Annotated in this window: 13 protein-coding genes; 1 reads left to right on the top strand and 12 read right to left on the bottom strand. The window is 40.8% G+C overall.

Annotated elements, in window-relative coordinates:
- Window positions 1–16: 16 nt before the first annotated feature.
- Both ACIQVU_RS10855 and ACIQVU_RS10850 read right to left on the bottom strand, forming a co-directional pair.
- Window positions 17–1,405 carry a UDP-N-acetylmuramoyl-tripeptide--D-alanyl-D-alanine ligase gene (locus ACIQVU_RS10855; RefSeq protein ID WP_340805416.1) on the bottom strand — a complete coding sequence of 463 codons (1,389 nt, stop codon included), beginning with the start codon at window positions 1,403–1,405 and terminating at the stop codon, window positions 17–19.
- Window positions 1,406–1,441: 36 nt separating this feature from the next.
- Window positions 1,442–2,836: a Mur ligase family protein gene (locus ACIQVU_RS10850; RefSeq protein WP_340805415.1), complete on the bottom strand. Its 1,395-nt coding sequence runs from the start codon at window positions 2,834–2,836 to the stop codon at window positions 1,442–1,444.
- A gap of 149 nt (window positions 2,837–2,985) precedes the next feature.
- On the opposite strand from ACIQVU_RS10850, the gene ACIQVU_RS10845 reads away from it, so the two are divergent.
- Window positions 2,986–4,188: an ATP-grasp domain-containing protein gene (locus ACIQVU_RS10845; protein ID WP_402895513.1), complete on the top strand. Its 1,203-nt coding sequence runs from the start codon at window positions 2,986–2,988 to the stop codon at window positions 4,186–4,188.
- A gap of 57 nt (window positions 4,189–4,245) precedes the next feature.
- Here ACIQVU_RS10845 and ACIQVU_RS10840 read toward each other — a convergent pair whose 3' ends face one another.
- The 10 genes from ACIQVU_RS10840 to ACIQVU_RS10795 all read right to left on the bottom strand — a co-directional run bounded on the left by ACIQVU_RS10840 (window position 4,246) and on the right by ACIQVU_RS10795 (window position 13,709).
- Complete coding sequence (locus ACIQVU_RS10840) at window positions 4,246–6,417, bottom strand: YheC/YheD family protein (RefSeq protein ID WP_402895467.1); 2,172 nt, start codon at window positions 6,415–6,417, stop codon at window positions 4,246–4,248.
- A 30-nt stretch (window positions 6,418–6,447) separates the two neighbouring features.
- A complete protein-coding gene (locus ACIQVU_RS10835) occupies window positions 6,448–6,867 on the bottom strand; it encodes a hypothetical protein (RefSeq protein WP_340805413.1) in 420 nt (139 codons plus the stop codon).
- A 135-nt stretch (window positions 6,868–7,002) separates the two neighbouring features.
- Window positions 7,003–7,353 (bottom strand): DMT family transporter, encoded by a 351-nt coding sequence (locus ACIQVU_RS10830; protein ID WP_340805412.1) that lies wholly within the window; start codon window positions 7,351–7,353, stop codon window positions 7,003–7,005.
- A 1-nt stretch (window position 7,354) separates the two neighbouring features.
- The gene (locus ACIQVU_RS10825; RefSeq protein ID WP_445299975.1) at window positions 7,355–7,681 is read right to left on the bottom strand and encodes a DMT family transporter; all 327 of its coding nucleotides are present in this window, start codon (window positions 7,679–7,681) and stop codon (window positions 7,355–7,357) included.
- A 45-nt stretch (window positions 7,682–7,726) separates the two neighbouring features.
- On the bottom strand, window positions 7,727–7,936 hold the full coding sequence (locus ACIQVU_RS10820; RefSeq protein WP_340805411.1) for a helix-turn-helix domain-containing protein: 210 nt from the start codon (window positions 7,934–7,936) through the stop codon (window positions 7,727–7,729).
- Between the two features lie 11 nt (window positions 7,937–7,947).
- On the bottom strand, window positions 7,948–8,142 hold the full coding sequence (locus ACIQVU_RS10815) for a hypothetical protein (protein ID WP_340805410.1): 195 nt from the start codon (window positions 8,140–8,142) through the stop codon (window positions 7,948–7,950).
- 204 nt (window positions 8,143–8,346) lie between these two features.
- The gene (locus ACIQVU_RS10810; RefSeq protein ID WP_402895462.1) at window positions 8,347–9,867 is read right to left on the bottom strand and encodes an ABC transporter permease/substrate-binding protein; all 1,521 of its coding nucleotides are present in this window, start codon (window positions 9,865–9,867) and stop codon (window positions 8,347–8,349) included.
- Window positions 9,860–10,816 (bottom strand): ABC transporter ATP-binding protein, encoded by a 957-nt coding sequence (locus ACIQVU_RS10805; protein ID WP_402895459.1) that lies wholly within the window; start codon window positions 10,814–10,816, stop codon window positions 9,860–9,862. Before ACIQVU_RS10805 ends, ACIQVU_RS10810 begins: the two co-directional genes overlap by 8 nt.
- Before the next feature lie 31 nt (window positions 10,817–10,847).
- Window positions 10,848–12,647: a DUF2201 family putative metallopeptidase gene (locus ACIQVU_RS10800; RefSeq protein WP_402895456.1), complete on the bottom strand. Its 1,800-nt coding sequence runs from the start codon at window positions 12,645–12,647 to the stop codon at window positions 10,848–10,850.
- 3 nt (window positions 12,648–12,650) lie between these two features.
- On the bottom strand, window positions 12,651–13,709 hold the full coding sequence (locus tag ACIQVU_RS10795) for an AAA family ATPase (protein ID WP_340805406.1): 1,059 nt from the start codon (window positions 13,707–13,709) through the stop codon (window positions 12,651–12,653).
- Window positions 13,710–13,775 lie beyond the last annotated feature (66 nt).

Raw genomic sequence — 13,775 nt, 5'->3', positions numbered from 1 at the left:
GAATGCTTCTTTTTCATTAAGGTAAATTTTTAAGCTGATGGGCAAATTCAATCATAGACCTGCTTGACATGGGCCCTTTAATTAACACAATTGTATTGGCATCAAGCTTTGGCTGCAATAGCTCTAATACACCTGCTACTTCATGGAATGTATAGACTTCTGCGCTTGTGCCATCCTTTTGTGCTTGGTCGGCAATCGCCTGTGCCCTTTTGCCAATGGTAATTAATGTATCAACCTTGCGCTCAGCAACCATGGAGCCAATTTCACGATGATAATGCTCTTCAAAATGCCCTAAACGCTTAATATCACCTAAAATTAAAATAACTTTTTTATCTTTTCCGATTGTATCTAATACCTTTAAGGCTGCTTCTACGGATGTTGGGTTATTTGTCCATGTATCATCAACAATTGTACTATTACCAATCCCTGATGTGAGCTCTAAATGCCTTGCCATTGGTTTAAATGACCGTAGCCCTGCAATTGCCTGACGAATTGTCAGCCCCATCTCATGACAAGCAGCAATTGCGGCTAAAGCATTATAAACTTGATGCTCGCCATAGCCAGGCACAAATACATTGTATTTTGTTGCAGCTACCTCTAAGACAAACTTCATGCCCGTATTGGCAAATTGTATATTGGAAGCTTTGTAATCTGCTGTGTCCTGTAAGCCAAAGCGAATAATCTTGCCCTTAAATTTTTGCAGCGAAATTTTTTTAATATTGGCATCATCTGCATTAATAATTAATGTCCCACCCTCTTGAATGCCTTCTACAATTTCTGCCTTTGCCTTAATATAGCCTTCAAGATTTAAACAGCCATCTAAATGATGCACGCCGATATTTGTAATAATGCCAATCGTTGGCTGATAGATCATACATTGATGCTTAATATTGCCTGTATTGCCTAGCCCCAGCTCAAAGATAGCTGCTTGTGTTTGCTGCTCAATGCCTGTTAAGTAAGGTAATGATTGCCTTGGCTCATTTTTACTGCTAACGGATGCTTGCACATGCCAATGCTTGCTAACAATATGCTTCAGCATCTCCTTTGTCGTTGTTTTACCACAGGTTCCTGTTAATGCGGCAACAGGAATTTGGAAAAGACCTCGATAATATTCGATAAATGTCCAATACGCCTGTGCCACACTTTTGACCTGTAAGACTGTTGTATTGGCTAGTGCATTTTTTAAATCCGTGGACGGTTTATCGGATATGATGAGGGATGGACCTTTGCGATCGACTTCTTGCCAGTTGATATGATCGTTGCGACTAACAAACATCAGCGTATGACTTTGTGTTAATTCATGACGATTATAGTAGATAGCGTGTTGTACAGACCATTGCTCTGAGCCATGGATAAGCTTTCCCTGTAGTATGTTCTTCAGCTTTTGCACACTAATGGATTGCAAGTGTACGACGCCTCCTCTCTTTATCAATTAAGACCGCTATTCTACAGGCGGTGTAGGTTTTAATCTAAGCTCAGTTGCTAATTTAGAAACCTGCTGACTATACATATCACCCTTTACTAAAATAATCGTATTGGCATCTACAATTTTCTGTAATAATGGGTAGACCAATGTGCTATTTTTAAATGTATAGACAGGTGCATTAAACCCTAATTTTACGGCATGGTCAGCCATAATTCTGGCGTGCTCCCCAATGGTAATCAGCACATCCACGCCAATGCGTTGAATACATTCCCCCGCTTGTTCGTGAATAATATAGCCCCACGAGCCTAAATCGGTAATCGTTCCAATAATTGCTATCTTTTTCTTGCCATTCCCTAGTGCATTTAATACATGTAAGGCTGCCTCTAAGGACGTTGTTGTAATGCTCCATGTATCATCCAATAGCATGGAATGATGAATGCCCTCAAAAAGCTGTAGCTGTTTTTTCAATTGACGAAATGATTGAAGCTGCTTAGCTGCCATCGGAATGGATACACCCATTTCATACACTGCCGCAATTGCTGCAAGGGCATTGTATACTTGATGCTCACCAAATCCCGGCACAACAACGTCATAGCTATTTTTGCCATGCTGCAATATAAATTTCATGCCCTTTTGATCGTAATGAATATGACTTGCTCGAAAATCACAGGACTCATGCTTTCCTACCTTTAGCACACGCCCTCGAAATTTAGCCAACTCAATTTTCTTCGTATTCAAGTCTTCTGCATTGATAATTAACGTGCCTGTTGGATGAATAATATCAAGCATTTCTGCCTTCGCCTGAATATAGCCCTCCAGCGTTTTACAATAGTTTAAATGATGTGCGCCAATATTTGTAATAATACCAATTGTTGGCTTAAAATACTTTCCCGCATTTGTCACATCCCCTGGTGAACCAACAGCCGTTTCAAAAACAGCCGCTTCCGTATCATCATCAATCCCAAGTAAATATTGTAACGATGCCGTTCTAGAATTACTGCTTAATGTTGTTGCTGTTACTTGTCGATCAGCAGCAAGAATATGTTTAATCATCTCTTTTGTTGTTGTTTTACCTGATGTACCTGTAATCGCAACAACGGGAATATGAAACTGATTGCGATAAAAATGCACAAACTGCCAATACGCTGCTTCTGCATCTGTTACCTGTATAAAAATCACATGCTTAGGCATTTCCTGTGGGCGATAAGCTCTATCGGTCACTAGTATTAGAGGAGAAAGTGGCTCAAGACTTTTCCAGTTAACAATACGTTTACTTGTAAAGAGGGCTGTATTAGGCTTTTTCACTTGCTTTAGCCGATAAGCACCATGCTGAATTAGAACTTCCTCCGCCCCTTGCACAAGATTGCCTGTCGTAATCATTGCTAATTTTTTCACCGAAAGAGGCTTCATATCTTTTCTCCCTCCTTTCTCTTCTAGTATATGTAACCTTTTGAAAGTTGCTTGGATGAAGACAAGATACATAACTAGAAGAAATCTAGATGGTTGCATATATATAAAGGTGATTAAGTATCTAAGTACCAATAGAAGGAGTGATATACCTGAAAGCCATTATCTTTATCGGTACAAACAAATCTGGGTCAAGTCGCGAAGCAACAAAAGCAGCCGAAAAGCTAGGCTACTTCACCGTACTGTTTACCAACAACGAAAAGCAGCTCCAGCAGCGCCGAGCCTATCCTGATATTCATAAAATGATACTCATTGATACTTTCAATATCGAAAAAATGAAAGAGGAAATTGATAGACTAGAGAAAAGCGGATTGCAGATTAAAAATATTGTGAGCTTTGTTGATCCATTTGTGCATATTGCTGCAATGCTCTGTGATGAGTTTTGTCATAACTATATATCCTCCTCTGCCATTGAAATAATGGAGGATAAGGAACAAACAAGAAATTTATTAAAGGATCAGCCATATTCACCGAAGTTCTCATTGCTCAAGCCGAATGATCCCCTTGCAGCAAACTTAACATTCCCATTAATCGTGAAATCACCAAAATCAACAGGCTCAAAAGATGTCTTACTCGCACATAATCTTGAGCAGCTTCAGCAGCACCTCCAAACATTACGCGCCAAAAACCCTAAGGAAAACATTATGATGGAGGAATATTTAGACGGTCCACAATATTTAGTAGAGGCTCTTGTCTTTCAGCGACAGGCACATATTATCGGCATTATTGAGCAGGAAATTACACAGGGTAAACGCTTTATTATTACAGGCTATGGCGTGCTGGTTAAAGCGCCGCCAGCTATTCAAGCAGGCATTGAGGAAGTGCTGCACTCCATTGTTAAAGCGTTTAATATTGAAAACGGTGCGCTCCATTTAGAGCTGCGCTTTACAGCACATGGCTGGAAGCTCATCGAGATTAATCCACGTATTTCTGGTGGTGCGATGAATAATATGTTACATGCGGCACTCGGATTTAGTTTAGTGGAGGAAACACTCAAGCTATTGCTTGGTGAACAGCCTAATATTCAGCCAAGACATCAAAAATTTGTCTACACCAAATATATGATTGTGGAAAATAAGGGCATTTTAGAAAAGGTGATTGGCAAAGCACGAGCGACAAGAGCAACGGGTGTGGTGGAGGTTTATGTGAAGCCGAAAAAAGGCACAATGCTCACCCCCCCTTTATCAATGGGTCATCGCTATGCCTATGTCATTGCAGAAGGAGCAACCTTAAGCGAGGCTCGCAGTAATGCAATCAATGCTGCCAAGGAAATTAAATTTATTTTACGCGTATGAAAAAAATTTCCCGAATAATTGCCGCTTGCCAGTGGACAGTTACTCGGGCTTTTTTAATTATTCTTTAAATGTTTGATCTAAAAACTTCACGGTTTCAAACATATTTGTTTTACTAGCGCCTTTTACAAGAATCGTATCATTAGGCTGTACAAGCTGCTCTAGCAGTGCATGTAATTGATCTTTATTGATAAAATGATGTACCTTCGATGGGTCCATCCCTTTCGCAATCGCGGCATTACTAATTTCATCTGTGCGGAATCCATAGGTAATTAATTCGTCAATACCAGCCTCATAAGCATACTCCCCAACCTTGCGATACTCCTCCTCTCTTAAAATACCAAGCTCACGCATTTGCCCAATAATGGCGACTTTGCGCTGCTTTGCAATATTTGTTAGCACATCAATGGCAGCACGTACGCCCTGTGGATGAGAATGCACTGTATCATCAATTAATGTAATCCCATCACGACAATGATAAAGCGTTAAACGTCGTGGCGGCTTTTTAAAGTTCAGCCCTGCCTGAATATCCAATGGACTAAATCCTAAGTAATCTGCTACTGCCACTGCATTTAATGCATTATAAACATGATGCTGCCCTAAAATCGGGATATATAGCTCAATTTCCTGCCCCTGTAGCTGCATTTTAAAGGACATGCCCATTTCCTTATAGCGCAAATCATATGCACGGTAATCCGCATCATGTTGAAGCCCTACCGTTAGGATTTTCCCCTGAAACTGCTCGATTTCCAAAAACTTAGAATTATCGTCATCCTTATTAATAATTAATACGCCTTGCTGATCCATGCCGTGAATTAACTCCGATTTTGCTTTGGCTACGCCTTTTACATCACCATCAAAGTTCCCAACATGCGCTAAGCCAATATTGGTAACAATACTAATATTCGGCTGGATAATGCTACAATGATTTGTAATAATGCCCGGATAAGCCATACCATACTCTAATACAACAGCCTGATGTGTATCGTTAATTTCCTCTGCATGCTTTTTCGTATGCTCTGTTGTATTCCAATAATCCTTCGATTCAAAAATATTCCACTTTTTCGATAAAATTGAGCCAACAAATGCCTTTGTCGTTGTTTTACCAGCACTGCCTGTAATCGCAATAATTGGCAAGCTTTTTTTCGTTGCAAGATGCTTACTTTTTTGTTGGACGATCTCTTGCTTTAATTGCTTTTGATGATTGGCAAGATACATAGCATAGCGAATGGAGTTGATCACCACATCTAATTCTAAGTAAAAGGCAGGAGGACAGCCCGGACGCCAATTGACCTCATACATCCAAATTTTTTGGTGCTGATCTAAGCCAACATCAATTCCAATTTCATCAATGACCTCGCCAAATTTCACCATTTGAATTTCATCAAGATGATGGGCTAGTGCCAGGGAGAAATGCTCTAGCATGCGGCGAATATTGTAAGCCTCCTCCTGAAATTCCTGCTCTAAAAAAGGGTCTAAATAATTCGTATAGCCACCATTGTTAATATTCGGTATAATCGAGCCTGCTGGAGCAATACGTGGATAGACAGTTGTTATGACCCATTTCCCTTCTCCATTTTTTTGGACGTGCAAACGGAAATCATACACTTGCCCTGACTTTGTAACCGATTGAATATAAGGCTGCATAATAAATGTTCCTGTGGCAAGCTGCTCATTTAGCAGTGCATCTAGCTGCTGCTGTGAATAGTAGTTAGTTGTCTGATCCTTCCTTACCTCATAATGTATTTTGCCAACCTTTGTAATAAAATAAATGCCCTTCCCCTTTCGTCCATCAATCGGCTTAAACACAACTTTTTTATAGTACTGAATAAACTTATGGAATAATTCTACATTTTTCACGATTTCAGATGGAATTAAATATTGCTCAAACTCCTGTGCTTCCTTTAAGCGCTTCATTACATTCCATTTATTCCCTATCGAATGTGTTGTAAAAGGAATCTCCTCTTTTAAACGATCAATAATCGCTTGCGATACCGATAATTTTTCAGGACTGCCCGCATTATAAATTACATCTGGAAAGGGCATTGTTTTTTCCTGCCATTGTCCATTTTCATAAACCTTTGCCTGAATGGAGCGTTTGGCAAAATCCACACTTTTAGGCGTAAAGTAAAAAAACTGCGCCCCCTCCGCCTTCGCAACCGCTGCATAGGCATAAGACTTAAGAACCGTTGTTGGGTCAAGTCGGTGATGTAGCATACCAATAATCGTCATTACTAAACTTCCTTTCATTGTCATCTCACACTACCATTTAGGCTCAATAATAAATTTCCCTTTTAACATATCTGGCTTTAGAAGCTGAATTGCAGAAATACCACTTAGCTCAATAGCTTTCTCCGTAGTCGTTTTTTCTAGCCTAATCACATCTCCAATATGATTGGTATCTTTCCCCTCATAATCAAAAGCCCTTAGGAGCGATACGATGCCACGACAGCGCTCCCGATCAACCGCCTCAATACGAAAAAACTCCGTTTCAAACTGCTTCGCTGTATCCATTAACCGTAAATGTGCGCCACTATGCGTAATTAAAAAAAATGGAATCGTATCGCTCCCTACAATGTTTACAAGTAGCTGACCAAAATGTTTCGAATGAAAGCTCTTCATCATCTCCTGCAATGTTTGCAAATCATGTAATGCTTCACATAAAAAATGTTGTCGCTTCAACCTTCAAGCCCCCTTCCTTAATGCCTCCATAGAAATAGCCCTCTCGTTATCATATGTAGCAAGAAAAAATATGGCGACTTGAATCATAAAAAGCCTCCACCAAATAAGGCGAGAGGCTTTTGTGATTCTATCCGTCTATTCTTGTAATCTATCCGTCACTTTACTGTTTCTATCCCCTTGATTTAATAAAATAACGCCGCCAATAATGAGCGTGATCCCAAGCGCAGAGTAAAGGTTAAAAATATCGTGCCAAATAACCATACCAACAATAACCGTAAGCGCCGTGCCCACGCCTGACCAAATAGCATAGGCTAAGCTTAATGGCAAGGTTTTCAAGCATAGCGATAAACTATAAAATGAAATCCCATAGCCAATTGCCACCGCTACTGAAGGGGCAGGCACTGTAAAGCCATCCGAAAGCTTCAGCATTGTTGTCGCGAAGACCTCGCTCATAATGGATAATGTTAACAATAAATAGCCCTTCATATTACGAATGACCCCCTGCAAGATTGAGCATCACCACACCTAAAATAATGCAGAAAATACCGATAACCTTTTTCCGATTAAAAAATTCCTTATAAATCACGGCACCAACAACGGCTGTTAATGCTGTGCCTAAGCCTGCCCATATCGCATAGGCAGTGCCGAGGGGAACGGTTTTTAATGCTAACGATAGGCTATAAAAAGCCGTTCCATAGCCAGCTACAACGCCAATGGATGGCCAAACGCGTGTGAAGCCCTCCGTCCGCTTGAGCATAGAGCTTGCAAACACCTCTGCTATAATGGCAATCAATAAAAAACTAAAAGCTGTCATTTTGAAAAGTCCTTCCTTCTTGCTGCTTTGACTAGGAGGCAGTCTTTAATCTTCTTCTACATACTCTAAAATATCGCCCGGCTGACAGTCTAACGCCTTACAGATTGCATTCAATGTAGAAAAACGCACCGCTCTTACCTTGCCCGTTTTTAAATTAGAGAGATTGACGATTGACACATCAACCTTCTCTGCTAGCTCACTTAGCTGCATTTTTCGATCTGCTAGCATGCGATCCAAGCGAATAATTATAGCCATATTCTCACTTCCTAAGCTGTTGCATCATATTCATCCTGTAAAAATGCACCATATCGGAAAATACGCGCAATTGTCCAAATGACCAAACTACATAATAATAGTGTCCAATTAATACCTGTAAAATGATAGCTAATGCCCTTAATAATATCCGTCTTTACAAATAGTGACTCAAGCTTAACACAATCACCCTGTAGGCAATTTGCCAATAATCGAAATTCCTTACTTTAAACTGTTTGCTCCATAATCAGCATCCCTTTTCCTGTTTTTATTATACAGCTTGATTTATCCTTGTCAATAATTAATTAATGATAAACATTAAATATTTACTGATATAAATAAAAAAACGAACTATTTTGCGAAACTTCACCTTTCATGTTTCGCCATAGTTCGTTTTTTTATCTTATTTGCTGTTATTGAAGCAATCCATTCTCTTGTAAGTAGGCTTTCGCTACATCTGCTGCAGACTTTCCTTCTACGTTCACCTGATAGTTCATTTCACGCATTTCATCGTCAGTAATTTGATTGGCAAGCTTGTTTAACGCTGCTTCAATCTCAGGATATTTCGCCAATGTTTCTTTTCTAATTAATGGCGCTCCCTGGTAAGGCGGGAACAATGCTTGATCGTCCTCTAATACCTGTAAACCATATTCGCGAATTTCACTATCTGTTGAATAAGCATCCAGTACATCAATAGTCCCTGCTGCAATGGCTTGATAGCGTAGCTTTGGCTCCATTGTTGTCACATTGGCAAGCGTCATATTATAGCGTTTTTGCATACCGACATAGCCATCCTCACGATCATTAAATTCTAGTGTAAAGCCTGCTCGAATCGTCTGCGCGAGCGGCTTTAAATCTGAAATTGTTTGGAGCTGATGAGCTTCCGCTATTTCCTTTGATACAGCAAGTGCATATGTGTTGTTATAACGCATGGGACTTAGCAGCACCATATCAAATTGCGCAAGCATTCCTTCCTTTGCCTGCTCATAAACATCTTCTTGCTGATTATTTACCGCTTCTTCCTTTAAAAACTCTGCAATGGCTGTTCCTGTAAACTCAGGATAAAGATCAATGCTTCCTGATTTTAAGGCATTAAAAACAAATGATGTTTTCCCAAGCCCTGGCTTTAATTGCACCTCTAAGTCTGTGTCTTGCTCAATCAATAATTGATACATATTAATCAAAATTTCAGGCTCAGCGCCAAGCTTGCCCGCAATCACAAGCTGTTGTTCATCATTTTTTCCTTGCAGAAGCGGGAAAAACATCATCGCAAGAGCGACGACACTAATAAGACTTAATGTGGTCACTGTTTGTTTAAATGATAATGCCTCTAATTTTTTTAGCAATACATCAAAAATAAGTGCTAAAATGGCTGCTGGTATAGCGCCTAATAAAATAAGCGCTGTATTATTGCGATCAATGCCAAGCAAAATAATATCTCCTAAGCCACCAGCACCAATTAATGCGGCTAACGTAGCTGTCCCTACAATTAATACCATCGCTGTTCGAATACCTGCCATAATAACAGGCATCGCAAGCGGCAATTCAACCTTTACTAAACGCTTGGGCATATTCATCCCCATTGCCAATGCCGCTTCCTTCAACGATGGATCTACCTCCTGAATACCTGTATAGGTATTCCGTAAAATAGGCAATAGCGCATAGGCAACTAACGCAATAATCGCAGGCACCTTCCCAATGCCAAATAACGGAATCAATAGACCAAGTAAGGCAAGCGAAGGAATTGTTTGCAAGACGGCACTAATACCAATAATACTTTCAGCAATCTTCCTTTTATTGGTTAAATAAATGCCTAGAGGAATGGCAATTAGCACTGCAAAAAATAGCGCGATAAAGGAAATTTCTATATGCTCAAGCAATGCTGCCATTAGCTGACCTTTACGTTCATCAAACACTTCTAGTAAATTAGTCATCAGCAGCACCTCTTTCTCCATAATCCTTAGCTAAATATTGCAGCATAGATGCTCGTGTAATACGTCCAATACGTTCCCCATCCTTTTCCACAGCTAACTCATCATGCTGTGCAAGCTGTTCAAGAATGGTTGCCAATGAAGCATCCGCCAAAACCATAGCATTTAATGGCTGTGAGCTAACGATTGGCTGCATCACTGCTTGGATATCAAAGATATTAGCCATATCGTCTTTAATTCCTATAAATTGCCGCACAAAGTCATTGGCAGGATTTTGGATAATCTCGTGAGGTGTGCCAATTTGCACAATTTTGCCATCCTTCATCAAACAAAGCCGATCCCCTAATTTAAGTGCCTCCTGCATATCATGGGACACAAAGACAATTGTTTTTTGAATGGTACGCTGCATTTCCAGCAAATCATCCTGTAGCTTTGTACGGCTAATCGGGTCCAATGCACTAAAGGGCTCATCCATTAAAATAATATCAGGGTCAGCCGCTAAAGCACGAACAACCCCAACCCGTTGCTGCTCACCGCCAGAAAGCTCCTTTGGCTTGCGCTGGCGGTAGCTAGCTGGCTCTAGCCCAACCATTGCGAGTAATTCATCCACCCGTTTGTCAATTGCCGCCTTCGACCATTTTTTTAATTCAGGCACAATGGCAATATTTTCTGCAATCGTCATATGCGGAAAAAGAGCGATTTGCTGTAAAACATAGCCAATGCGCCAGCGCAATTCATGAATATTGTAATCGCTAATTTTTTGCTGCTGAAGCCAAATTGTTCCCTCTGTGACAGGGATTAATCGGTTAATCATCTTTAATAAAGTCGTTTTACCACAGCCGCTTGGACCGATAATCACAAAAAATTCGCCCTTGTTAATTTCTACATTCAATGCTTTAACAGCCGTATGATCACGACTATAGCTTTTAGAAACATTGTCAAATTTAATCATTGATGCGCTCCTTCCTCACTATGCGCTGCCATTATTTCATTCTAAAGACCTCGCCCTTTGGTACAAATGGTAGTTTAGCTCCTTGTGGTAGCACAAAGGCATGTGCCCGTTTAATGGTCAGGCGATCACATTGCCCATCTGTAATAATAAGAATAGGACCGTCCTTTGGGAAATCCTGTGCCGCTTCAATTAGCTGGATACCAGGCTGTAATACCGTGCCGCCCCTTCCCCTTACCTTGACCTTTGTCAGCAATTCCCCAGGCGCTATATAGCCCGCATCATAGGCAACAGCATCACAAAAAATAACACGTACAAGGGGTACATCTCTTGCTATACTATAGCTGGCAATCGTACCAAGTGCCTTGCCTAACAGTAAACGATCCATTGAGCCTGATGTATCAATAATGACCGCAAATGTACGTCCATCTGCCTCGCCGCTTTGATATATCCATCTTGGGCGTGCAATATCAGGCGTTGATGCTTGTCTTCTGCTTGGTCGTGCATATGTTCTCACCTTGTCAATCGGCTGAAACATACGATCAAACCAGCGCGCTAATTCCACATCCCATGCAATTGGTGGCTGTGCAAGACTGCGAATTTCCTCCACAAGCCCCTGTGGCAAATAGCCCCTATCCTGTGCCATATGATAGCTCAGCCCTTGACTTAGCGCTCGTCTATAAAATGCATCCAAATCCATTCCTCTTTGCCCTTCCCAGAAATCAGGTGGCTTTGTTTCCATTATATCCACAGTACCCTGCCCTCGAAACGTTCGCAGCTTACGATACATTCTTATATCAGTGACAATTCGATCATAAATGGATTCCGCTGATAAGCCCTTTAACGCAGGGTCATAGAGTCCCCCAATTGCTGGCATCTCCCCAATTTTCATATCCATAAGCCAGCCATTAATGACATAATCACAGGCAACATTCCATAAATATGCATCACGCCCTTGTCTGCGTGTAGTATGACTAAGCCCAGCATGCAGCAATTCATGGGCGATCAGAAACCTCATTTCCTCATCCGTCATCGGTACAGAAGCATTAATGTAAATTTCCTTTGTATCAACTGCAATCGCTGCAACCGAAATATCCATTCGTGTACAAATAAGTGGGTCTTCAATAATCGTAAAATCTGCGGCTAGTGCGCCAAACAATGGATAGGAGCTCATAAACCAAGCCCTTGCACGCTCTGCCTGCGTAATAATCATTGAGCCTGCTAGTGTGCTATCTACACCTCCTGCTACACGAATCGCGCTTTGTACAGCCTTTGATAAGCCCTCAGCAAATAGGATCGGATAATTACTACGATAACCACTGTAAAAATAATCATTGCCTCGTGCTGTAGTGATAAAATCTGTTTGCCCTGGCATTGTACTATAGCCCTTTAAATGCTCTGGTACACCTTCGCGCAGCAATTTTTCATATAATTTCTCCTCAGAGCTAAAGGATTCAAAAAGCGGCTCATTCATCTCCTTCGGTGCTTGCCCAAATTTTAGCTCTGCTAAAAATTTTGTAATATAGCAATCACAGGCAATATTCCATAATTCAGGCTGTTCTTTCGGCTGATGATGGGATAAGCCAAGATGCAATAAGCAATGGGCAATCACATAGGCCCATTCATTTGGCTGTCCTTTTTGATCCTGATTGACACTAATCATGCCTGTGCTTGTCACGTAAGCCCAATCTTTTTGCGGCATACTTTCATATTGCAAATAAACGGCATGACAAAGCGCCGCAAATAGTGGATGCTCAGCTACAATGGCATGTCCAAGCGCAATATTTTTACTATTTTTATGTTCCTGCTGTGCAGCTTTCCTTTTTTTCGCCATCTATTACCCATCCTTTTTAGCGACCAAACGTGGTAAATCTCTAATCACCTCTAGCATAAACCATGCAGGCAGTGCCTCACCCTTCTGCTCTGCTACAACCATTTGTGCAATTTCTAAGCTAATGGCTGATAGGTCCTTGATTAAATCCTTGGCACGAAAGGCAAGCTGTCGTTGATTCGCCTTTAATGTTGTATGTTCATTTGGCAGCTCCTTGATAAGCTGGGCACGCAAGGATTGTGCCATAAAATACAATAAATCTCTTTCATCAGGCTGATCTGGCCAACGTAGTTCACCATTAATAATTTTTGCTAAATCATATTTGCTTTGTATTTGTTTGATAAAGGCTTTAAACTGACTTGCCGTATGTGGCGATAAACAGCTACTTGCTAAAATATCAATATCTGTTTCTCCTAAGCTCTTCCCATAGGCATAGAGGCAATCGCTTAGCATATGCCACGAGCGTGGTGTGGAGAAGGGCTCCTCGGTTTTTGGCGGCTCACTCCATAAATGATCTGGACGCATTTGAATATATTCAATCACATATGGATGAATTTCATGTGCATAAGCCCATTCTAGCCAATCTCGATGAGAGGCTCTTAGCTGCACATGCACCATGCGATTGATTAATGCAGAGGACATTGGCTTGACTATGGCACTATCCTGTGCTCGATTGCCCGCTCCAATGACAATCGTTCCCTCTGGTAAAATAAACTCACCGATCCTTTGCTCATGAATCAAGCTATAAAATGCCTTTTGTACCTCCTGTGAGCAAGCATTTAATTCATCTAAAAAAAGACAATAAGGCTCATTTCGAGCAATCATTTTCGGTGGACAGAAAACACTATGGCCATCCTTAATTTGCGGAACCCCAATAATATCCTCAGGCGCTAGCTGACTGCCCAATAAAGAAACACATGGCAAGCCTAATTCACTTGCAAAATTTTCAACGATTGCTGATTTTCCAATACCCGGTGCTCCCCATATAAAAACAGGTCGTACAGGCGCTACATTTAATAAAAAATCATATAATTGTTTTTGTGTGACGCTAAAAATTGTATTCAATACAAACTTCCTTTCAATAGTTGATCACTTTAAAGGTACATAATACCATTTTTTATGGACCCATGC

This window comes from Lysinibacillus sp. NPDC098008 (assembly GCF_044760715.1).
In the GTDB taxonomy this organism is placed as follows: Bacteria; Bacillota; Bacilli; order Bacillales_A; family Planococcaceae; genus Lysinibacillus.
The sequence above is the reverse complement of the archived record's forward strand: the minus strand, read 5'-3'. Positions and strand labels throughout refer to the sequence as shown.